22 protein-coding genes and 1 tRNA gene are annotated in these 22,851 nt (G+C 48.6%); 11 read left to right on the top strand and 12 right to left on the bottom strand.

Annotated features, from left to right (window positions below; all coding sequences use genetic code 11):
* Positions 1-3 precede the first annotated feature (3 nt).
* Positions 4-1,890, top strand: a complete 1,887-nt coding sequence (locus tag IT233_04935; protein ID MCC7301965.1) for a CocE/NonD family hydrolase — start codon at positions 4-6, stop codon at positions 1,888-1,890.
* On the opposite strand, the gene IT233_04930 is transcribed toward IT233_04935, so the two are convergent.
* Genes IT233_04930 through IT233_04920 form a run of 3 tightly spaced genes read right to left on the bottom strand, consistent with a single transcriptional unit; the run spans position 1,887 to position 6,264 of the window.
* Positions 1,887-3,029 (bottom strand): cysteine desulfurase, encoded by a 1,143-nt coding sequence (locus IT233_04930; protein ID MCC7301964.1) that lies wholly within the window; start codon positions 3,027-3,029, stop codon positions 1,887-1,889. The two genes, IT233_04935 and IT233_04930, sit on opposite strands and share 4 nt — an antisense overlap.
* A gap of 14 nt (positions 3,030-3,043) precedes the next feature.
* Positions 3,044-5,029: a PD40 domain-containing protein gene (locus tag IT233_04925; GenBank protein MCC7301963.1), complete on the bottom strand. Its 1,986-nt coding sequence runs from the start codon at positions 5,027-5,029 to the stop codon at positions 3,044-3,046.
* Positions 5,030-5,043: 14 nt separating this feature from the next.
* A complete protein-coding gene (locus IT233_04920) occupies positions 5,044-6,264 on the bottom strand; it encodes an NAD(P)/FAD-dependent oxidoreductase (GenBank protein MCC7301962.1) in 1,221 nt (406 codons plus the stop codon).
* A 113-nt stretch (positions 6,265-6,377) separates the two neighbouring features.
* Here IT233_04920 and IT233_04915 point away from each other — a divergent pair, with 113 nt between their 5' ends.
* Both IT233_04915 and IT233_04910 read left to right on the top strand, forming a co-directional pair.
* On the top strand, positions 6,378-7,487 hold the full coding sequence (locus tag IT233_04915; GenBank protein MCC7301961.1) for an SPFH domain-containing protein: 1,110 nt from the start codon (positions 6,378-6,380) through the stop codon (positions 7,485-7,487).
* 17 nt (positions 7,488-7,504) lie between these two features.
* The gene (locus tag IT233_04910) at positions 7,505-8,623 is read left to right on the top strand and encodes a hypothetical protein (GenBank protein MCC7301960.1); all 1,119 of its coding nucleotides are present in this window, start codon (positions 7,505-7,507) and stop codon (positions 8,621-8,623) included.
* Here IT233_04910 and pdxH read toward each other — a convergent pair whose 3' ends face one another.
* A complete protein-coding gene (gene pdxH, locus IT233_04905) occupies positions 8,624-9,265 on the bottom strand; it encodes a pyridoxamine 5'-phosphate oxidase (GenBank protein ID MCC7301959.1) in 642 nt (213 codons plus the stop codon).
* A gap of 157 nt (positions 9,266-9,422) precedes the next feature.
* Here pdxH and IT233_04900 point away from each other — a divergent pair, with 157 nt between their 5' ends.
* Positions 9,423-9,998, top strand: coding sequence for a YqgE/AlgH family protein (locus IT233_04900; GenBank protein ID MCC7301958.1), 576 nt, complete (start codon positions 9,423-9,425; stop codon positions 9,996-9,998).
* Here the strand turns inward: IT233_04900 and IT233_04895 are convergent, their stop codons facing one another.
* The 6 genes from IT233_04895 to guaB form a co-directional block, all read right to left on the bottom strand.
* Entirely contained in the window at positions 9,999-10,847 is an 849-nt protein-coding gene (locus IT233_04895) for an aminotransferase class IV family protein (protein MCC7301957.1), read from the bottom strand. It lies immediately after the preceding gene.
* Between the two features lie 14 nt (positions 10,848-10,861).
* Positions 10,862-11,344 carry an HAD family hydrolase gene (locus tag IT233_04890; protein ID MCC7301956.1) on the bottom strand — a complete coding sequence of 161 codons (483 nt, stop codon included), beginning with the start codon at positions 11,342-11,344 and terminating at the stop codon, positions 10,862-10,864.
* Positions 11,334-11,993, bottom strand: coding sequence for a rhomboid family intramembrane serine protease (locus IT233_04885; GenBank protein MCC7301955.1), 660 nt, complete (start codon positions 11,991-11,993; stop codon positions 11,334-11,336). Before IT233_04885 ends, IT233_04890 begins: the two co-directional genes overlap by 11 nt.
* A gap of 255 nt (positions 11,994-12,248) precedes the next feature.
* On the bottom strand, positions 12,249-13,820 hold the full coding sequence (locus tag IT233_04880; protein MCC7301954.1) for a PD40 domain-containing protein: 1,572 nt from the start codon (positions 13,818-13,820) through the stop codon (positions 12,249-12,251).
* 50 nt (positions 13,821-13,870) lie between these two features.
* Positions 13,871-14,551, bottom strand: coding sequence for a TIGR02117 family protein (locus IT233_04875; protein MCC7301953.1), 681 nt, complete (start codon positions 14,549-14,551; stop codon positions 13,871-13,873).
* A 55-nt stretch (positions 14,552-14,606) separates the two neighbouring features.
* Positions 14,607-16,082, bottom strand: a complete 1,476-nt coding sequence (guaB, locus tag IT233_04870) for an IMP dehydrogenase (protein ID MCC7301952.1) — start codon at positions 16,080-16,082, stop codon at positions 14,607-14,609.
* 89 nt (positions 16,083-16,171) lie between these two features.
* On the opposite strand from guaB, the gene IT233_04865 reads away from it, so the two are divergent.
* From IT233_04865 to IT233_04855, 3 genes are read left to right on the top strand one after another with little or no spacing between them, the layout of a single operon-like run.
* Positions 16,172-16,738 carry a DUF255 domain-containing protein gene (locus IT233_04865; GenBank protein MCC7301951.1) on the top strand — a complete coding sequence of 189 codons (567 nt, stop codon included), beginning with the start codon at positions 16,172-16,174 and terminating at the stop codon, positions 16,736-16,738.
* 5 nt (positions 16,739-16,743) lie between these two features.
* Entirely contained in the window at positions 16,744-17,118 is a 375-nt protein-coding gene (locus tag IT233_04860; GenBank protein ID MCC7301950.1) for a hypothetical protein, read from the top strand.
* Positions 17,115-17,345, top strand: a complete 231-nt coding sequence (locus IT233_04855) for a hypothetical protein (GenBank protein ID MCC7301949.1) — start codon at positions 17,115-17,117, stop codon at positions 17,343-17,345. The genes IT233_04860 and IT233_04855 overlap by 4 nt, the downstream gene beginning before the upstream one ends.
* 158 nt (positions 17,346-17,503) lie before the next feature.
* Here IT233_04855 and IT233_04850 read toward each other — a convergent pair whose 3' ends face one another.
* Positions 17,504-17,782: a GIY-YIG nuclease family protein gene (locus IT233_04850; protein MCC7301948.1), complete on the bottom strand. Its 279-nt coding sequence runs from the start codon at positions 17,780-17,782 to the stop codon at positions 17,504-17,506.
* 12 nt (positions 17,783-17,794) lie between these two features.
* Positions 17,795-17,868 (bottom strand) — tRNA-His (locus IT233_04845).
* A gap of 93 nt (positions 17,869-17,961) precedes the next feature.
* On the opposite strand from IT233_04845, the gene cadA reads away from it, so the two are divergent.
* The 4 genes from cadA to IT233_04825 are packed head-to-tail and all read left to right on the top strand — an operon-like array spanning position 17,962 to position 22,794.
* On the top strand, positions 17,962-20,094 hold the full coding sequence (gene cadA / locus IT233_04840; GenBank protein MCC7301947.1) for a cadmium-translocating P-type ATPase: 2,133 nt from the start codon (positions 17,962-17,964) through the stop codon (positions 20,092-20,094).
* Positions 20,094-20,861 carry a class I SAM-dependent methyltransferase gene (locus tag IT233_04835; GenBank protein ID MCC7301946.1) on the top strand — a complete coding sequence of 256 codons (768 nt, stop codon included), beginning with the start codon at positions 20,094-20,096 and terminating at the stop codon, positions 20,859-20,861. Before cadA ends, IT233_04835 begins: the two co-directional genes overlap by 1 nt.
* Positions 20,858-22,009, top strand: a complete 1,152-nt coding sequence (locus IT233_04830; protein MCC7301945.1) for a glycosyltransferase family 4 protein — start codon at positions 20,858-20,860, stop codon at positions 22,007-22,009. Before IT233_04835 ends, IT233_04830 begins: the two co-directional genes overlap by 4 nt.
* On the top strand, positions 22,006-22,794 hold the full coding sequence (locus tag IT233_04825; protein ID MCC7301944.1) for a class I SAM-dependent methyltransferase: 789 nt from the start codon (positions 22,006-22,008) through the stop codon (positions 22,792-22,794). Before IT233_04830 ends, IT233_04825 begins: the two co-directional genes overlap by 4 nt.
* The last annotated feature ends 57 nt before the right edge of the window (positions 22,795-22,851 follow it).

The following is a 22,851-nucleotide window of genomic DNA, read 5'->3' as shown; positions in this document are numbered from 1 at the left end:
GTCATGAGATCACTCTTGTTTTTATTATTGTTGGGCGGTTCCCTCACTGCCCAGCTTAGCCCCATTTTTGATTCTGTTCCCACGGCCGATAACCGTAAGCTCGCCTGCAGCATTTATCTTCCCTCCGGTTGGACCAGTGGACCGGTGATTGTTATTCAGACTCCTTATAACCGTTTGGCCTACCAGGTCATCGGACTTCCACTTGGTGTTGGAATGAACCTGAACAACAGCAATTACGCATTCGTAATCGTTGACTGGCGGGGTTTCTACGGCTCGCAGGCGGCCTATTACCTGAACTGTCCTGCCCGCGGCAACGATGGTTATGACGTGATCGAATGGGTGAACACCCGTGCCTGGTGCAACGGAAAAATAGGTACCTGGGGTCCTTCCGCATTAGGGAGGGTCCAGTTTATGACTGCGAAGAAAAATCCTCCCTCCCTTGACTGTATGGTTCCGCTCGTGGCCGGACCGCAATACAGTTATCTCGAGTATTTTCCCGGAGGATCCATTCGAACAGAGTATGTTGAACAACTGGATGGTCTGGGCTTTGGAATGTCAGCGACACTGCTGGCAAATCCGGTATACAATATACTCTGGCAGGTATCCGAGATGACGAATTTCTACCCTGACAGTATACGGATTCCGACGTTTATGATCGGCGGATGGTATGATCATACCATTGATGTAATGATTGATTTTTTTAACGGAATCCGCAGTAACTCTCCTGCAAACGTACAGAACCAGCATCGTCTGCTGATGGGACCCTGGGTACACGGCGGATACGGACCCGCACAGGTAGGAAGTCCGAACCAGGGGCAATTGTCTTATCCCAATGCAGCCTGGTGGAATGACTCACTGGCTCTGTTGTTTTACGATTATCACCTGCGCGCCATTCCCAACAATTGGAACAGCACTCCCTTTATTCAGTATTACCAGATGGGAAGTAATGTCTGGAATTCTTCAACGACCTGGCCTCCCACCGGAATGAATAATATCAATCTGTATTTTCATCCGGGCGGTGGCCTGGATAATATCTCTCCTGTTAGCGCAACGGGTGATGCCTCTTTTTTGTATGACCCTACCGATCCTTCTCCCACCATTGGCGGTACTACCCTTCGCGCGGATCTTGATCAGGGCCCGTTTGATCAGGTTCCGCTGGTTGAATCCAGGAGCGACATTCTCACTTTTACCACAGCACCCCTTGGTGCAGATGTGATCCTGAAAGGAAAACCACAAGTCCGGATGAAAGTATCGTCGGACCGGCTAGATACTGATTTTTCGGTTCGCCTGACGGATGTATATCCAGACGGAAGGAGCATGCTTATTCACGATGGCATATTCCGCATGAGATTTCGGAACGGGTACATGGCTGCTGACACCGCGGTAATGAATCCGGGTACCATCTACGACATCCTTGTTGATCTGCCCCATACGGCGATTACCTTCCTTGCCGGGCATAAGATCCGTGTAGACATTACTTCCTCGAACTATCCCCGGTTCAACAGAAATATGAATACAGGAGGTGCCATGTATCCGGGTCCGAGTCTCGATACGCTGGTAAATCCTCTTATTGCGAGCAACAGCATCTATATGAACAGCACTGATTATTCATACATCACGCTTCCGCTGGTTGATTTCAACGGAGGCTCTGCTGAAAATGTCATCGCGCCTCTTTTTATCTTTCCAAATCCGGCCAGCGATTATCTAATTGTTAGCTCTTGCAGTCAGAAAGGAACTGTTCAGATCATGGACGGCACAGGACGTATCGTACTGGAGCAATTGTGTGCTGCTGCCGGTGATGTACGGATTGATCTCACCGGACTTCCTGCCGGAATATATAGTGTACGGACAACGTGGGGGCAGACAGAAAAACTAATTGTGATTCGTTAACGGGATTCTACCGGCACACCAAGAGACTTTCTGAGCTTTTCCACGACGTAGTCTACCTCGTCCCTGGTATTAAATTTTGAGAAAGAGAAACGAATCGAGGGTCTGTTCATATCCGAATGAATCCCACGCAGTACATGTGAGCCCACGTTGCTTCCGGAAGTGCATGCACTTCCTCCCGAACAGGCCACGCCGGCAATATCCAGATTAAAAATCAGCATTTCAGCATTAGGGGTAGAAGGTAACTGCACATTCAGTACCGTATAAAGAGAGGAGCCTTCCGGATCACCGTTGAAATTCACACCAGGAATCTGTTCCTTCAGTTTCAGGATCATATAGGATTTGAGTTCCTGCACATGAGCCTGGTGCTCATTAAGATGACCATATGCCACTTCCATTGCTTTGGCCAGGCCAATTATTCCTGTAAGATTTTCTGTGCCCCCCCGCATATTTCGTTCCTGAGACCCGCCGTGAATAAAAGGATGAACTTTTATCCGGCTGTTGATATAAATGAATCCGACTCCCTTGGGGCCGTGAAATTTATGGGCGGCACAGCTCAGGAAATCAACTGGTACCTCATTCAGGTTAAAGGTATAATGACCCATGGTCTGCACCGTATCAGTATGAAAGAATGCCTCAAACTTGCTGCACAGCTCTGAAACTTTCTTCAGGGGCAGCAAATTTCCGATCTCGTTGTTGGCATGCATAAGGGAGACCAGTATCTTTCCTCCTTCTTTCAGCAACTCCTCCAGGTGGGCGAGATCGATAAATCCTTTCGGGTCGAGGCGCAGCATTTTAACGCGCACTTTTCCTTCTTCCACAAGCACTTCAATAGTATGGAGTACCGCATGATGCTCGATCGGAGAAGTAATAATGGTATCCACGCCCAGGTCGCGAACTGCACACTGAATGGCCATGTTGTTGGATTCCGTACCACCGGAAGTAAAAAAGATTTCTCCCGGGGAAACGTGAAGAAATCTGGCCACGGTTTTTCTGGCGTTTTCAATGGCAGCCCGTGTTTGTCTTCCGAAGCTGTGAATGGAAGAAGGATTCCCGAAATGCTCCTTCATAAACGGGATCATGGCTTCTACCACTTCCGGATCCATGGGAGTGGTTGCTGCGTTGTCGAAATACACTTTCATCACAGACCTTCTCGTTACTTCTGACCGGAAAGCAGATGCACAATCTGCTTCAGGTAGACTCTTTCTCCTTTATAAATAGCCGTAATAAAGGCATCGTCTATGCCTGCCTTTACCGCTTTGCTTTTAAAATTTTGTGCTTTGTTCAGCGTATTGAAGGTACCCACAGTGAAACGGGTAATTCCGTCGGACAGCACCGTATTCTCCACCTTGCCGAGCCTGGAAGCCTGCTTTTTGTCGAAATTCTTTGCATTACTGAAGGCTCCTACCTGAACCTTGAATACCAGTCCTTCAGCACTTTTGTCGCCATACAGAATGAGCACCTCCTGGAAGTTCAGTGTCTTTTCCACAATCGTATCAGAAACCGTCATTATGCTGTCCTGCTTTTGAAGCATTCTCTTCCGGTATTCCTCCGTGTACAGTTTGATTGGCCAATTGGTTTCCGTGTAATCCTGGATTTCTATCGTATTCAGATAATTCTTGTCGGAGATCAGATCCTTGTACTTGAACTTCACCTCATATTTAGCACCGCGGGGTAGGTAAATGAAATACCGGCCGGTGGTGGGATCGGAGAGCAGTGTTTTCACCAAAGCGCCTGTGCTGGAATTATACACCAGAACTTCTACCTGCGCCGGAAGATCATCCACAGTTACCACACCTTGCACCACCTGTACAGCAAATTTCTTATCAAAGGGGTTCTCAATCAGGTAGAGATCCTGTTTACCATATCCGCCCTTACGGTCGGACGAGTAATAGCCGCGTTTTCCGCTAAGGGAAAGATGAAAGTAAATATCATCTCCAGGAGTATTGATGGGATAGCCAAGGTTTACAGGCTCTGACCAGTTGCTGTCCGCAGTCATCTCGGAATAAAAAAGATCATATCCGCCCATGCTGTTTCTTCCGTTGGAAGCGAATATGAGGAAAAGTCCGTTCGGATGAAGAAATGGCGCATCTTCATCTGCTTCCGTATTAATAGTTTTTCCCAGGCCTTTTACTTTATTCCATTTATCGCCGGCATCCTTGAAAGCGATATAGATATCCTTTTTACCTTCGCCTCCGCTGCGTTCGGAAGCAAAGAATAGCATTTTTTCGTCAAAAGAAAGACACACACTTCCTTCCCAGGCGCCGCTCTCAATATCACCCTTCAACAAGCGGGGACGGATCCATCCTGTAGAGTCCTTAAATGTGTAAGCGATCTGTCCGGGATCATGGGAAGGATTCATGAACATAAAAAGTTTCAGTCCGTCTGCTGAGAGCGAAATATTTGCATCGTGACCTGTGGTATTTACAGAATCGGACAAAGGTTCAGGGCTTGTCCATCCGTCAGCTGTTTTGCGGGAGGTAAAAATGTCCTCGAAATAATCTCCGTTTTCGTCAGGAACATCCGGCACCACCTGCTTGCCACCTACGGATTTTTCTCCCCGGTAGGTAAAATACATGATGTTCTCCTCCATATTAAGCACCGGCACATACTCGCTGCCGGATGTATTCAATGGTCCTTCCAAGTTTTTTACCGTTGCCTTCCCTGGATTCTTCATCAACTCTATCCCGTTCTGGCAATATTTAATAACACGTTCAGCATCCAACTTCAACTTAGCCGAGGCCCATTTACTCTGCCTGTATTCATTCAAGAGTGCTATCGCCTCCTCAAAGCGGTAATCAAGATGATAGGCCCTTCCCAGATAATAGAGCAGGTCCGTTTTTCTGAATTTCTTTCGGTCCAGTTTGCTCAGGTTTTCGATGGCCTTTGTAAATCCTCCGTCGACAAAAACATTGCAACACCCTACCTTATAGATCAAATAGGGTTCGTTGGGGTAATTCCGCTCCATTTTTTCGTAGGTCTTGAGCGCATTATCATAATCACCGTTCATGAAAAGCAACTCCGCTTCGTCAAAATCGCGCTTATCTGAAGCCGTTTTCAGGAAGCCCTTTTTCTGTGCCTGCACCAGAGCCGGGGTGAGGAACAGGGAAACGAGCATCAAGAAAATAATTTTCCTGGTCATGTGAATGTTTTTGATCAGGGCAAATTTACTGATTTTGAGCTAATAACACCCATAGCGGCTACATAGGCTGTACTCCAGGCCGCCTGGAAATTAAACCCTCCGGTAAACCCGTCAATATCCAGTACCTCCCCGGCGAAGAATAGCCCGGGCACCTGGCGGCTTTCCATTGTTTTCATATTTACCTCTTTCAATGAGACCCCTCCGCAGGTAACAAATTCTTCCCTAAATGTGGTCTTTCCTTCCATCATGTATTCATCCCTTTCTATGACATTTCGCAGCACACTTTTGTCTGCCTTACTTAAATCAGCAGCCCGTTTTAAAGGGTCTATCGCAGTCCGCTTCAGAAGGTACTCCCACAACCGGGAAGGCAGACCGGTAATAATATTCTTCATCTGAGTTCCCGCCCCTGAAGCTATTCGCTCCTCGAGCAATATGCTATCCGTCCAGCGAACGTGAACCGAACAGCGATAGTTACAGGCACTCAGGATGCGGGCGGCGGAGGCGGATAGCTTCAGTACCGCCGGACCTGACAGACCCCAATGAGTAACAAGCAGTGGGCCGGCGGCTTCCAATCCCGGTTCAGGCAGAGAAATGATTGCTTCCGGAACCGTAACGCCCATTAGGCTATTCAAGCCCCGATCCGGAATATTAAATGTAAACAATGACGGTACGGGCTCCACTATGCTCACCCCAAGATTTCGCAGGACATCAAAATGTGCCGGCGTGGTGTTGCCCCCCGTTGTGAATAAAACCCTATCTGCATTTTCCACTTCTCCTCCCTGTGAGTAAATTTGGAACATTCCATTCTCCTTCCCGATGCGCACCACTTTAAATTCCCTCCGCACCCGGATTCCCGACTTCCCGGCCGCATCGAGAAAAAAATTGACAATGGTTTGAGACTGGTTGGTAGCCGGAAACATTCTGCCGTCAGGCTCTGTGTGAAGGCGCACTCCCTTTTTTTCGAACCAGTTCACCAGGTCCTCGACGCAGAATCTTGAAAAAACCTGCCGTAATTCCTTGTTTCCTCTCGGATAATAGTCGACCAGAAGAGAAGGGTCCGTACACTGGTGGGTTACATTGCATCTACCCCCTCCGCTGACCCGGACCTTATTGAGAAGCCGCTGACCTGCTTCATAAATCGTTACCTCTATATTCGGCTCATTTTCAATTATCTGCAATGCTCCGAAAAAGCCAGCTGCACCTCCTCCTACAACTGCAATGCGGCGTTTATCCATGCTGCAATATTCCGTAAAAAAAACTAGCTCCGTAGACAGATTTCAAGGTATAAACGTAGGTTTTCAGTGGCACAAGGTGTAACTTCAGGGCCGGAAAAACTAAAAACCTAGGCATGGGACTCTTTGACAAAATTAAAGGTGAATTTATTGACATCATCGAATGGGTTGACAACACTCAGGATACGATGATCTGGAAATTTCCCCGTTACCAGGACGAGATCAAAATGGGGGCGAAACTGACGGTACGTGAATCGCAGGTGGCATTATTTCTGAATGAAGGGAAGATCGCCGACGTGTTTGAACCGGGGATGCACACTCTCACCACACAGAACATGCCCATCATGACCACGTTGCGGGGATGGAAATATGGTTTCAACTCTCCGTTCAAGGCGGATGTCTACTTTGTGAGCAAGAAGAATTTTCCAAATTTAAAATGGGGAACTAAAAACCCGATTACTCTGGAGGATCAGCGCTTTGGCTTCGTGGAATTCCGCGCGTTCGGTAATTATTCAATGAAAGTAGACGACGGGCCAAAGTTTTTCCGTGAAATTGCTGGCACGAATCCGGATTTTGACACTGCAAAGATCCAGGAACAATTACGCACCTGGGTAGTTCGGGAGATCACCGATGCCCTTGGTGAGAGCGGTATTCCCATCGAAAAAATTGCCGGAAGCGTTAATGAACTTTCCGATCTGGTACAATCTAAGGTGGGCAACCGGTTTGATACCTACGGGCTCAAGGTGACAGATCTTTCAGTAGAAAACGTGAGCATGCCGGAGGAACTCAAGAAAGAAATATTCGAGTTGAGCCGTCTGAGCAAAATTGACATCAACAAACTTGCGCAAATGAAAGCCGCCAAGAGCATTGAGACGGCGGCACAGAACCAGGGCGCCATGGGCGGTGCCATGGGAATGGGCATGGGATTCGGCATGGGAAATATGATGGCGAATGTGATGGGAGGCATGATGAATCCCCAGCAACAACAGAACACCAATATGCCACCTCCTCCGCCGGTGCTTCAGTTTTTTGTAGCGGTGAACGGGCAGCAATCAGGACCATTCACAATGGAACAGCTTGGCCAGGCTGCTACGGCCGGACAATTCAAAAAAGAATCATTGGTATGGAAAGCCGGCATGTCAGGCTGGCTCCCGGCAGAACAGGTTCCGGAACTGGCTGCTGTTTTCAATCAGGTACCCCCCCCACCCCCTCCTCCCGCAGGATGATCTGATCAAACCACATTATGGAAGAAACCGTTCAACAGGTCAGTAATGAGACCAAGTGCCGTGATTGCGGCGCCGTACTGAAATTTGCACCAGGAACCAATCACCTGAAATGCGATTACTGCGGTGCAGAAAACGAAATTACCTCCCCTGTAGCCTCTCAGGAAGTGGACCAGGAGGAAATTGACTTTGAAAAGTTTCTGTCAGAAAATAATGTTGCGGCTTCCGATAAACAGGAGGTATCTGCTGTTAAATGCGAGGGCTGCGGGGCCACCACTACGCTTCAACCGAACGTAAGTTCCGATGAATGTCCGTTCTGCGGAAACTCTCTGGTGATCAAAAATGCCAGCACCTGCTCCATTATCCGGCCTAAATATGTACTTCCTTTTAGCATTGATAGTAAGAAAGGCATGGAAGCCTTCCGTAAATGGGTGGACGGCCTTTGGTTTACTCCGGGCGACTTGAAGAAGTATGCGCAGAATGCCGACAAACTTGCGGGAATGTATCTTCCGTACTGGACGTATGATTCAGACACAGCATCAGCGTACACAGGAATGCGCGGAATGAATTACACAACTACAGAATCATATACCACAATTGAAAACGGAAAATCGGTTTCCCGAACGCGCACGGTAACAAAGATCCGGTGGACTCCCTGCGCAGGGCATGTCAGCAATGAGTTTGACGATGTGCTGGTTCTGGCCAGCAAATCCTTGCCTGAGAATTATGCAAACGCACTTGAACCCTGGGACCTTGCCAACCTTGCCGGTTATGACGACCGGTTCCTGTCAGGGTTCCGGGCTGAAACCTACCAGGTAGATGTACGTGCGGGATTTGACAAGGCGAAAGTTCGAATGACCGATGAGATCCGGAATACCTGTCGCCGCGATATAGGCGGTGATCACCAACAGGTACTTACCGTGAATACCACTTACAGCAACATCACTTTTAAGCATATTCTGCTGCCGATATGGATCAGTGCGTTCCGCTACAATGATAAAGTGTACCGGTTCATGGTGAATGGCCGTACCGGAGAAGTCCAGGGTGAACGCCCCTGGAGCGTGTGGAAGATCGTTGGACTCGCCGTGGGAGTTATTGCGGCAGCCGCCATTGCCTGGTGGTTGTTCGGCAACAAGTAATCAGGGAGCCAACCGGAGCCTTTGCCATACAGGCTCCGAAAAAGAAAACGTGATACGGTCGTGTAAGCGTCCGGGTCGTCCCTGCCAGAATTCATAATACACAGGTTTTACAATGAAACCTCCCCAAAAAGGAGGTCGTGGAATTTCTTTTCCCTCGTACTTACGGTCAAAGTCCATGAATGCGCTGTAAAGATCCTCCCGAGATTCAACCGGCTTGCTTTGTTCCGAAATCCAGGCGCCGATTTGTGATTCTCTGGGCCGCGACCGGAAATAGACATCGCTTTCCGCTTCAGTTTGTTGTGAAACGGTTCCCTTTATTCTGACCTGTCGTTCGTGGTGGGGCCAGAAAAATAAGAGCGAGGCCCGCGGGTTCTGTTTCAGTTCTTCACTCTTACGGGAATTGTAATTCGTATAGAACACAAAACCCTCATCCCCGAAATTTCGGAGGAGCACAATACGTCCACCCGGAAAATCCGCTGCACCTGAAGTAGACAACACCATGGCATTCGGTTCGGGGATATTTCCTTCCACCGCTTCATGGAACCATCTTGAAAAAAGTGCGAGGGGATCATTCCCTGCCATTTCCTCGGTTAACTCCCTTTTCCCGAAATCGTGACGCAACTTATTGATATAGGCTCTCAGATCCTCCATGCGTACAAAGGTAAATAAAGCCATCATACATTGCATCTGCCTGATTTTCATGCTCTTTCTGTTTTAAAAAATAAAATAAAAAACACATGCAGAGCTGGCAGGAGAAACTGAATGTTTCGATATTCGCCGCAAACAAACCGGTTCTTCAATGCTCTTCGATAAGATATTCGGAAATGAAAAGCCTGCCAGGGGAATGTTTCTGGTTTCGGAGCCGTTCATGATGGACCCCAACTTCCGCCGAACGGTGGTATTGATTACGGAACACGATGAAAAAGGAACGGTGGGGTTTGTTCTGAACAAGGAACTGGAAGTGAAGCCACACGAAGCCATAACAGATTTTCCGGAATTTGATCACCCTTTGCTGCTGGGCGGGCCGGTGCAGAAAGACAACCTTTTTTTTATTCATAGCCTGGGCGGCCGGATCAAGGGAGCACTGGAGATAACCCACGGATTATTCTGGGGAGGAGATTATGAGGAGGTGAAGAAATTGCTTGCCCGGGGAGAACTTCATGCCGGCAACGTTCGCTTCTTTGTTGGTTATTCGGGTTGGGATAGCGGGCAGTTGGATAAAGAACTGGAGATCAACTCCTGGATCGTTGCACGCGGCGGACCTTCAGATCTCTTTGAAACTCCTCCCGATGATCTCTGGAAAAAAGTACTGCGCAGGATGGGGAAGGATTTTGCTGTTGTGGCCGACCTTCCGGAAGATCCATCACTTAACTGATCACTCGAGGCTTTCGTTCAGCTTCTCGACCAGCATTTTACTCATGGTGTTGGTGAATCGCTTGGCTTTATAAGCCGAGATCCAGCTGATGCCACTTACGACGTTCGTCAGGAACAGCTCGTCCGAATTCAACAATACGTTCATAGCCAGGGAGACTTCATATACAGAAATCCTGTTTTGCTTAGCCACATGAATCACCTGTTTGCGCATTATGCCGTCGACACAGCCATCGGCAATAGGCGGAGTATACAGCACGCCGTTCTTAACGGCGAAAACGTTAGCGTTGATAGCCTCCGCTATACTGAAATTGGAATTCAGAATGATACAATCATCCAGCTCATTTTGTTTCTTGTAGAGTGCAGCAAGTACAGGCACCTGGGCATTATTGCTCTTTATCGAAGAAAGTTTATTCACCTGCTTCTTAAAATCCGGAAAGATGTCCACAACAAGTCCGGCCGGGTTAAGGTTGTAGTTCGACTCGTCAATGGGGTCACACTCAAGAAGAAAACACCCTTCATTAGAATCGGGAGTATAATACCCTCCTTCCTTACGGAAAACGGTAAGCCGTATTCTTCCTCCCCTCTCTACAGCATTCCGGGCGGAAAGCTCCACGATCATGGACCGAAGTGAGCTTTCTTCGAGTGCCGGCGGAAAAGAGATGTGCAACACTTCCAGAGAAGATTTCAGGCGGGCCACATGGTGCGCCAGGAACTGGGGCTTTCCATTGGCATGCCGGATAGTCTCAAATACGCCATCGCCGTACCGGAAGGAGCGGTTATCGGCTCGCAGGACCGGAGAATCAGCGGAAAGAAGATTCCCGTTATAGTTTACCTGAAACACAAGCGACATAAACTGCCTGCAAATTAGTCAATTAATTGAATTATTTCCAACAGGGAACGATTCGCCTCAATAAGTATTCCTGTAACACCCGCCTTTCGGGCGGCTTCAACGTCACGGTCCTTGTCTCCGATAAAATAACAGGCCGAAGCCTTGAGTCTGAACCGGCTGAGTGCCTTTTCGATAAAAAGAGAATCCGGCTTCCGGCAGATACATGCAGACACGTCGGGATGGTGTACGCAGTAATAGATCTCGTCAAATTCAATACCCTCGGCGGCCATTTCCTTCACCAAATGGGAATGAAGCAACTCCGTATCTTCCTGCCGGTACAGCCCCTTGGCGATCCCGCTTTGGTTGGAAACAATAATAAAGCGGTAGCCCTTTGCCTGCCATATTTTTAAGGCAGGCACAAAACCTGGCAGAATTTCAAAATCCTCCAATTTCCAGGTAAAACTCCTTTCACGGTTCACTACCCCGTCGCGGTCCAGAAAAATTGCTTTAGAATCCATATCCGAAATAAGATCCGATCGCTTCCACAAATTCTGCAGCAAACGAGGGGCGGATCAGGATGGTAAAGATAAGGCCGTATACGGAACCCCAAAAGTGGGCGTAATGATCAATATGATCGGCCGACCTTCCTGCACGGTACCAGCTGTAGGCCAGGTAAGCCGCACCGAATATCCAGGCAGGGATGCTCACCGGAATAAACAGAAGACCGAAGCCGGCGAGAGGGTCCATCACGATGTAGGAAAAAACAACGGCGCTTACTGCTCCAGATGCTCCGAGCGACATGTACCCGGTATTGCGCTTATGCTTTTCGTAGGAAGGAAACGCTGAAACCATAATTCCTCCCACATACAGAAGTAAATAAAACAGCGCACCTTTCCACACTCCGAAGTATAGCGCGTAATTCATCTCTACTCCCGCACCTCCGGCATCGGCATTGCGTCCGAACATAAAAAGCGCGAACATATTGAAGAAAAGATGGAAATAATCGGCATGAACCAATGCATGCGAAAAGAGGCGATACATCCCATTTCCCCCGCTCATCTGTGAGGGAATCAGCATGAACCGGTACTGCAGACTTCTGTCGGAGAGTGCCTTAACAGAAACCAGGATAGTTGCGCCAATGATAATATATGTAAGGGGTATTATCATTATATATTATTGTATGTCAGTGCCTTACCCTTTAAATGTCCCACTTTATCATTTTTTTATGCACCACAGGCAACCTTCTGTCCTCTCAGTTGGTCTAATCAGTAGAAACGTGAATCGTTCTTTGAGTTCTGTCACGTAAACAACCAAGAAAGCTTGAGCCAGCCGTAATTAATGCCTTCTTGCTTGTTGAAAAACCCCTCGATCCTCTTCCTGGTCTCGGATTCGAGGGGTTTTCTTTTTCCCCTCTGACCCGGACTACTTCACGTTCAGCATTATATCTTTCTGTATCTCCCTGACATAGGAACTTTTATCCAGCACCTTTATTTTCTCGATGCTGCCAACATAACCGGGAGCATCAACCATGATCTCGTACTCTCCTGGGGGGAGAATAATCACATATTTTCCTGAAAAAGGATTGGGAAGGTAGTTACCGACAATCTCCTGCGAGGAGGAATTGGTCACAGTAATGAGCACATCGGTGTAATTCACTACCTTTTTTCCGCCGTTCACTCCCACGATACCGGTAAAAACAGTGTATTCGGGATCAACTTCATTGAACGTAACCCGGTATATATCATAATCACCGAGTCCCTTTTCACGCAGGGCGGCAATATAGCCGTATCGTCCGTTGTCAGAGATACGGAAGTTCATGTTATCCGCTGAGCTATTGATGGGAAACCCCAGGTTTCTCGGCTGTCCGAAATGGCCGGTAGAAGGATCTGCCTCCGCTTTGAAGATATCATATCCTCCCATGGAAGTATGTCCGTCTGAACTAAAAAAAAGTGTTTTTGAGTCCGGGGAAATATTGGGGAAATCCTCGTTTTTGGGAGTATTAACTGTTGGTCCCAGGTTTTGTGCGGGCCCCCAGCTTCCGTTCGGAAGTTTTTTGCTCATATACAGATCTGTGCCGCCCAATCCTCCGCTGCGGTCGCTTGCAAAATAGATCGTACTTCCATCAGAGGAGATAGACGCAGCGATTTCTGCTCCTTTGGAAGAATTGATTGTTTCCGGGAGCTTGGTGGCGGTTTTAAAATTCCTGCTTTCATCGGAATAAGAAATAAAAATATCTCCGTTGCCGTCAAAATCTTCCGCATAGATCAGCAGGATGTCTCCTTTGGAAGACAGCCCGATCACTTCCTCATGATCATACCGTCCTTCCACCAATTTTCCCAGGGGCTGGGCGTTCATAAAAATACCATCTTTTACTTTGGAGATGTAGATGCGACTGGTATAGGCACCATCCGGCTGTTTTTCTTCTCCGCCTTCCGGTCTGCGGCTATTGAAGATCAGAAAGGATTCGTCCGACGGAATGAAGGGATAAAAATCATTGTACTCCGAATTCACTCCGGCACCCAGGTTATCGAACGACATGTCCATTCCGAAATTGAGAAGTTCTTTCGCATTGAGGCAGAACTGGATCTGGCGGGCCACGTCGTTAATATTTTCCAGTTTGCCTTTATTCATATCCTTGAAGGCATTAAATGTTTTTATGGCATCGTCGTAGCGGAACGCGAACATATAAGCTCTTCCAAGCAGGTACCACGCATCGAACTCTGTTTTAGTAATCCGGGTCACAATCTCCAGATAAGGAACTGCTTTTGCTTTGCTCACATTGGAATTCAGGTAGCAGACTCCGGTCCGGTAGTTGTACTTTTCATTTTTGGGTTCCTGATTTAGGAGCACAAGATAATCCTCCAGGGCATCTTCGTAATTGCCATTCACAAATTTGTCATTGGCCCCTTTCGGTGTCACATCCTTGGATTTCTGGGAGAACAAAAACATGCCTGAACTGAGCAGGACAAGAACAAATGCAAAAACCTTTTTCATGGTATTTTCTTAGGGGTGCAAATATAGCACCCTTCAGTGGATTTACCTTGCTAGAGCCTGGCAAAGACGCCCCAGGTAAAGGGAGTCCAGGGGGCCACTCCTACTCCTGCATCCCTGAGTTTCTGACCTGTCCAAACGTTACAGGTCCTGAAAAGATTATACCTGCATCCGGCATCATAAAATGCATCGTTTTCCCCATAACCGGGATGTGCCACTCTGGAAGCCTTGTCACCCCGCATTATCACATCTTCAGAAATACTGTGAACCAGTTTTTTATACGCGGCAGCGCTAAGCCGGATGATCTTGCATCGTTCCCCCTCTGCAGGCGGATCACTATAATGAGTAATGTGCAATGCTCCTGTACCCAGCCCGAATGCTGCCTGCAAAGCTGTAGCCAGGCTGAGATCTTTCCAGGCGGGTGTTTCAGTATAAAATTTTTTATCACCCCATCCAATGGCCACAAAGCCGTAATTGCTGTCCGCAACAACCGTATTTGCGGGGTCAAAGAGTGTGAACCAGGAGTGTGAACCGGAAATCGCAGGCAGGAGAATGTCTGTGTGCACTCCGTTGGATACCACACGAATCTCAATGTCACCTTTTGTATTATCCGCCTCAGGGTTGGATCGGAAAAAAGTCATGATCCATGCTGTCAGGATATAGAGGCCAACCATCAGGGGAATAATCAGGAGCAGGCGAAGCGCGAGGCGAAGCTTTTTTTTGAATCCGTTCATGATGGGTTTTACGTTTCTGACGCCTCCCGGATTCCTAAATTGTGTTAAGAAAAAATTATCCTCGGCGGCTGTAATTAGGGGCTTCGCGTGTTATCATGATATTGTGGGGGTGGCTTTCCGCCATTCCTGCTGCCGTGATACGGATGAATCTGGCTTTCTGAAGCGCGGGGATATCCTTCGCTCCGCAGTATCCCATTCCGGCGCGCAATCCGCCGATCAGCTGGTAAACAATTTCTGATAACGTTCCTTTGTACGGCACACGACCGGAGATTCCTTCCGGTACCAGTTTTTTGATGTCATCTTCGACGTCCTGGAAATACCGGTCTTTCGATCCGGCCTGCATTGCTTCGATGGATCCCATACCGCGGTAAGATTTGAACTTTCTCCCTTCGAAGATGATCGTTTCTCCGGGCGATTCCTCAGTACCGGCGAACATTGATCCCATCATCACGCAGCTGGCGCCTCCGGCAAGTGCCTTCACAATATCTCCGGTAAAACGGATTCCGCCGTCGGCGATAATTGGAATATTTTTTCCTTTAAGTGCTTTGGCTACCATACTAATGGCGCTTAGCTGAGGTACTCCAACGCCGGCAATCACCCGTGTAGTGCATATAGAACCGGGACCAATTCCCACTTTTACCGCATCCGCACCGGCTTTTACCAGTGCCAGCGCCGCTTCTCCGGTGGCAATATTTCCCACTACTACCTGCAGGTCAGGAAACGCGCTTTTCACTTTTTTAAGAATATCAATCACCCCCTTGGTGTGTCCGTGAGCCGTGTCAATGCAAATGGCATCTACCCCTGCCCTCACCAGCGCCTCCACCCTGTCAATTACATCTGCCGTAATTCCCACCGCGGCTGCCACACGCAACCTTCCTACCCCGTCCTTATTGGCATAAGGCCGCACCTTTACTTTCACAATATCTCGAAACGTAATTAACCCGATGAGTTTGTTGTTCTTATCCACCACCGGCAATTTCTCGATCTTATGTTTCCGGAGAATTTCCTCCGCCTTTCCGAGATCCGTTCCCTCCCTGGCAGTGATGATATGCTCCGAAGTCATGACTTCCCGGATCGGTCGCTTCATTTTCTTTTCAAAGCGCAGATCACGGTTGGTAACAATCCCTATCAATCGTTTGTGTTTATCCACCACCGGTATACCCCCGATCTTATTCTCTCGCATCAGTGTGAGTGCATCGCCAACCACCGCCTCCTCTGAGAGTGTAACCGGATCAATGATCATTCCGCTTTCAGAACGCTTCACTTTGCGCACCTGCTCCGATTGCTGTTCGATCGTCATGTTCTTATGAATCACACCGATCCCTCCTTCCTGGGCTAACGCGATAGCCAGCTGGTACTCCGTTACGGTGTCCATTGCGGAGGATACCAAAGGAGCGTTCAGACGGATTTCGCGTGTGAACCGGGTGCTGATATCAGTTTCTCTGGGAAGAACTTCCGAGTAAGCGGGCACCAGAAGTACATCGTCATACGTGAGACCTTCACCTAAAATTTTTTCAGAATCTAATGGCATGGGTATGAATTTTAGCGAATTCTAAAATTCGTGCAAAGGTATGCAAAAAAGGCCTCCATTATTCAATATTTCCGTAACTTTAAGGTACAATGAACAAGATCACGATCGTTCTATTGATTCTGGCGGCCTTCGCGCTTTCCTGTCACCGGAAATCGCTGAGCACTGGCAGCACCGAAAACAAAAAGGTACCTGGTTCGGTAGAATGGATACGCTTTGAGGACCTGGCCGCAGCCCAGATAAAGGAGCCGAGAAAAGTGTTCATTGATGTATATACCGACTGGTGCGGCTGGTGCAAAAAAATGGACGCCCAATCTCTTACCCACCCTGTTATCGTCAAGTACCTCGGAACTAAGTTTTACGCAGTAAAATTCAATGCAGAGACGAAAGATACAATCCGGTTCAACGGACATACGTACACTTCCACTAATCCGGGCGGAGCGCGTGCCACTCATCAGCTTGCCCTTTCTCTGCTCAATAACAAGCTGGGATATCCAACCACTGTGTACCTCGATGAGGATCTAAAGATGCTCGGCCCTTTGCAGGGATTCCTTGATCCGAAGACACTGGAAGCAGTGTTGCATTATTATGGAGACGAAGCGTATAAAACCACACCCTGGCCCACTTTCCAGGAAACATTCACCGGAGAAATTCAATAACTGACATGAATCTGAAAGAACGGGTGATCCTGATACTGAAAAAGCGCAGTTATACCTATGCGGATCTCGCCAAATACCTTGGTGTTACAGAGGCACAGCTGGATCACACCTTTGCCAATAATTCCATGGAAGTTCGAACGCTGGAACTCATCTCCAAAGAACTACGTATTCCTCTGTACAGCTTTTTCCGCGATCCTTCACGTCCAGGCATCGAATACCGCGAACCATTCTACACGGAGAATATCTGGGAAGATGAGAGCCGGTCGCTGGAACTGGAACTGAGTGCCATGAAAAAAGAAATTGAACAACTCAAAATCATCTGCGCCGAGAAGGACCTGCTGATAAAGGCGCTTGAACAAGAACTAAAAGAAAAGTCATGAAATACATTTTTTTTCTCTCTCTGATGTGGATGATGTTCAGTTGCGGGGAAGCATCATCCCCTTCCGCTCCTGCTGAACCGCCGGCACACACAGATACGCTGTCCGGCGACAGCACTAAAGTCTCTGCTTCCTATTTATGTCCGTGCGGTCACTGCGGATTTGAAGGGAGCTCTTCACCGGGCGATTGCCCGAAATGCGGAATGGAACTGGAAAAAGTAAAACCATAATAGTTTCGAGGAATGGGTGGCGGGGAAGGAAATAAACGGGAAGTACCCCACATAGATGTAGTCGCGCCGTAAACTGGCAATGGCATAAACGTCATACATCTGAAAAAGGAGGGTGGCCAATGGGACTTGAATCTACCTGTCTGGCTGTCGCCAGACAGTCAGACAGGCCCAAGACCCTCAGAACTCCATGCCTTGAACGCACCTCTGATTTTCCTTAATTTTTGCTTCCCCCAGGCGCGCTTCATCTGCTTCTCCCGTGCACGCGCTAATACCCGGGTGGAAAATTCCTCTGAATAAATTAACACGTAAGGTGTGTAATGACATGTGGTTGGTTCGTACCCGCGATTGTGTTGCGTAAAACGCCGGATTACGTGATCCGTGAGTCCCACATAGATGTAGTCGCGCCGTAAACTGGCAATGGCATAAACGTAATACATCTGAAAAAGGAGGGTGGCCAATGGGACTTGAACCCACGACCCTCAGAACCACAATCTGATGCTCTAACCACCTGAGCTATGGCCACCATGTTGGAAAGCTTTGCTTTCTAACGGGTTGCAAATGTAATTCTTTTTATCCTTGTAAAAAAGCCGGGGACAATAATTCGTAATTTTGAATGATGAGCAGTAACAAAACGATCACCCTGAGGATCGAGGGAATGGACTGCGCCTCCTGTGCCAACACTATTACCCAAATTATTCTAAAGTCCGGCTCCAGGAATGTACATGTTGACTTTATTGGCGGGGAGGCTGTTTTTGATACGGTGGATGCAGATGTTCTTAAAAAAATCACCGGCGCCATTCAAAAATCAGGGTATAAAGTCACCGGCACAGGTGAAAAACAGGAGCATAGTCACGATCACACGCATGCTATAGCACCCTTACTTCTCCTATCGGCTGTTTTCACTGCTCCGTTGTTGCTGCACATGTTTTCGGATTTACCTCTGCTCGCAAATCCGCTGTTCCAACTGCTTTGCGCCATTCCGGTAATGATTATTGGGCTGCTTCATTTTGGCCGCAGCGCATGGGGTTCTCTCCGCACAGGATGGCCGAACATGGATGTGCTGATCTTTACCGGCTCTTTCTCAGCATTTATTTACAGCATACTTGGTGCTTTTATTTTTCATCCTGGTGATCATGCCCACCATTACCTGTTTTTTGAAACAGGTGCTACCATTATTACACTGGTGCTGATGGGTAACTGGATCGAACAGCGTTCTGTCAAAAAAACGTCGTCTGCCCTAACGGATCTGTACAAGTTACAGGATACAACGGCAAAAAAAATTATCATTGAAAATGGACGGGAGGTCATCCGTCAGGAGGAATCAGTTAGCCTGGTATTGGGCGACGAGTGCCGGGTGAATACCGGCGACACTCTTCCGGCCGACGGTATCATCTCGGAGGGTGAAGGAGTAACCGATGAGAGTATGATCACCGGTGAAAGTGTGCCAATTTCCAAACAAACCGGCGGTAGAGTGTATAAAGGTACTCTACTTACCTCGGGAAGCCTTCGCATCAGAGTAGAATCGCGTGCCGGAGATTCTGTACTCGGAAAAATCATTGAGCTGGTAAAGGAGGCGCAACGTTCGAAACCGGAAATTCAGCGACTGGGAGATAAGGTAGCCGGTATCTTTGTTCCTACTGTTTTAATGATTGCTCTACTGACCTTTCTTCTATGGAAGTTTGCGCTGCAAAAAGAATGGACGGAAGCCCTCATGCCCGCGCTGGCGGTACTGGTAATTTCCTGCCCCTGTGCCATGGGGCTGGCTACACCAACCGCTGTGATGGTAGGATTAGGACGTGCCGCACGCAGAGGTATTCTCATCCGCGGAGGAAGAACGCTGGAAGAAATGGCGGGTATCAAGGAGATTCTTCTGGATAAAACCGGCACACTCACTACGGGTGTTCTGCGTGTGGAGGCGAGCGGAGTTACCGGCGAAGTCACTGAAGCGTATTGCCTTTCGGTGATCTACCAGCTGGAAATGTTCTCCTCCCATCCCATCGCGCGTTCCCTTCTGGCTTACCTTAAAGGAAAGACATCTCCGGTGACCATCAGTGCCATCCGTGAGAATAAAGGATTCGGAATGGAAGGGACTCTGGAAGACGGCACACCGGTGCAATTCGGATCCGCAAGAATTCTTTCCTCGGGCGCGAATGTTCCGCCTGCTGATTTGTATCTGACGATTGGAACACGAGCGGTTTATTTTATCCGTCTGGGAGAGGAGTGGAGAACGGGAGCGGCTGAAGTCATCGCCGGCCTGAAAAAAATAGGCATCCAAACCACGCTGGTCAGCGGCGACCGTGAGGAAAAATGCAAACGCGCGGTTGAAATCGGGATCACGGAAATCTATTCCGGAAAACTGCCGCATGAAAAGCTGCACATTGTGGAAGAAAAGAAGAAACTGCAGCCGGTGATGATGGTGGGAGATGGAATCAACGATGCCCCTGCACTGGCGGCCGCTACGGTAGGCGTGTCTCTTGGAAGCGGAACCCAGATTGCGATTCGATCCGCTCAGGTGATCCTTACAGGGAAGAGTGATCTCTCGAAACTCACAGAAGCCTGCCTGATCAGCCGCCATACCCTGCTCACCATCAAGCAGAATCTGTTTTGGGCATTTGCCTACAACATCATCGCCATCCCCCTGGCAGCAGCAGGAATGCTGCATCCCATGATCGGGGCGTTGTCTATGGCCTTTTCCGACCTGGTGGTGATTGGAAATTCGCTCCGCCTCAAAACGAAAAAACTTCACTGATGCGGCGACCTCTTAAATATCTGGTACGCTCCTTCGGGTATGATATTATTAAAAAAGGAGTACACCCGGAAGAGGGGGAAATTCCTGCCGATCTCCATGGAACCGGATTCGGAGATCTGTTCATGCGTGTTAAAAACGCCTCGGTCACATCGGTGGAGCCTCTGTATCACCTCTACGAGGCGGTACAGCACACAACCCGTGCAGCTTTACCGGGTGTGTTTGTTGAATGCGGAGTATGGAAGGGAGGAAGTGCCATGATGATGGCGCTCTCATTACTTAAAAATAACAAAACCGATCGCGAGATCTGGATGTACGACACATTTGAAGGGATGAGCGCCCCCGGTGAAATGGATGTGGATTTCCGCGGAGATAGTGCCTCCGACCTCCTTTCCACACAGCCCAAAGGGATGGAATATAAAAACGTCTGGTGCGTGAGTCCGCTGGAAGAGGTGCAGGCAAACATGAATGAAACCGGGTACCCGAAGGATAAAATGAAATTCATCCGTGGAAAAGTGGAAGATACAATTCCGGGGACCCTACCTGGACAGATTGCTTTATTACGGCTGGACACCGACTGGTATTCCTCCACGCTGCATGAACTCATTCATTTGTATCCGCTGCTGGTAAGCGGCGGCATTCTTATTATCGATGATTACGGTCACTGGAAAGGGGCACGCAAGGCCGTGGATGAATACTTCGCAACACTCGAACATCCGCCGATGCTTCACCGGATTGATTACTCCGTAAGAGCAGCTGTAAAACCATGAAGCCCAAGGAACCGCTCCACATCCTTTTTCTGTCCGGATGGTATCCTAACCGGATCCAGCCGACACTGGGGAATTTTGTACAGAAACACGCGGAAAGCGTTGCACGGCTGCATTCCGTTTCTGCTCTCCACGTGGTATCGGATCCAAAACTGACGGTGCCCGTAGAGGTCATTAAAACAGATATCCGCGGTGTCAGAACCTGGAACATCTATTTCAGACCTTCCCGGAATAAACTGCTTCATGCCGCACGTTACTTTCATGCCCACCGTCTGGGCTGGAAACAGATCAGGAGCGACCGGGGAAAACCCGACCTGGTACATCACAACATCCTTTTCCCAGCCGGAATATTTGCCTTATATCTGAAATGGTTCCACGGCCTGAAATATATTGTAACAGAAAACTGGACAGGCTATCTTCCCGCACATAAAGGTGCCTATACGGGCCCACTCAGAAAGTGGTTCACCCGCCTGATTGCCAACCACGCGGAACGGCTGACGCCCGTTTCCCGTGACCTCGCTCTCGCCATGAAAGATCACGGATTCCGGACTCCGTCAGAAATCATTTATAATGTGGTAGAAACCTCGTTGTTTACACCCGGAAAGTCTCCGGCACGTCCATTTACGTTCCTGCATATTTCCACTTTGCTAGATGAACATAAAAACATCAGCGGCATGCTCCGCGTAATCGCAGAGCTGAAGAAAGATGGCGGAAATTACCGCTTTATCATTGCCGGTGACGGGGATTACAAAGCCTGGGAAAGAAGAGCGGAGGAATCCGGCCTGGAAGATGTTTGCCAGTTTGGCGGGGAAATGACAACAGAGGAGGTGGCAGAACGCATGAAACAGGCGGATTGTTTTGTACTGTTCAGTAATTACGAAAACCTTCCCTGTGTTGTGGTAGAAGCGATGAGCGCCGGGTTGCCTGTGATAGCCACCCGGGTGGGCGGCATGCCAGAACACATTCAGGAATGGAACGGAAAAATTGTGAATGCAAAAGACGAAGCGGCTCTGGTATCCGCGCTAAGGGAAATGATACGTGAAAAAGATAAATACGATTCCCATCGTATTCGTGAATATGCCCTGCGCGAATTCAGTTACGAGGCTGTGGGAAAAAAATTTGATGAACTTTACCACCGGATACTGGCATGAGTAAGATCGGAAAGCTATTCAAGGCCCTGCGCATGATCGCAGTCCAACCCTGGTTGCTCAATCATATTGTGGAGAGCGACGGCGAATACCTTTCCCGCATAAAGAGAAAATACGGCATCAGCGCACTTCCCACCCTACCTCTGGAATATTTTCTCGGACGGGAGTGGAAAGTAGAGCCGTACAGCTTTCTCGACGGCACCTCCACCCCAGTGGACCTCGCCTTGCTCAGGGCACTGGCCGCCCGTTTTACCGATTGCAGGTACCTGGAAATCGGAACCTGGCGCGGGGAAAGTGCTGCCAACGTGGCCGCCGTGGCAAAAGAATGCGTAACTGTGAATCTGCCGGATCACACCATGCGTGAAATGGGCCTGGATGAACGCTACATCCACTCGCACCGGATGTATTCCGGAAAACTTTCGAATGTAAAGCATGTGCAGGCAAACTCGCTCAAAGACGACCTCTCTCATCTTGGAAAATTTGATCTGATATTCATTGACGGAGACCATCATTATTCCTCCGTGATATCAGACACCCGTAAACTGCTTCCCCTTCTGAAAGACAGCAACTCCATCATAGTGTGGCATGACTATGCTTTCTCGCCACTGAGCATCCGGGGAGAAGTATTTCTGGGAATTCTGGACGGACTTCCGTCAGAAAAACATTCCCGGCTTTACCAGCCCTCCAACAGCCTCTGTTGCGTAATGTTGCCTGAAGAAGTAAAATCCTATCCGTTCGATCCCTTCCCTGAACACACTAACCACTTCATTATCAACGTTCAAGGCTAAATTCTTAGACCCGTACGAAGATTTGAAAATTGTTGATAACCCCATTGGGTTGGGGAA

Source organism: Bacteroidia bacterium (assembly GCA_020852255.1).
Taxonomy (GTDB): Bacteria; Bacteroidota; Bacteroidia; order JADZBD01; family JADZBD01; genus JADZBD01.
This window is presented reverse-complemented; position numbering and strand designations above follow the sequence as displayed.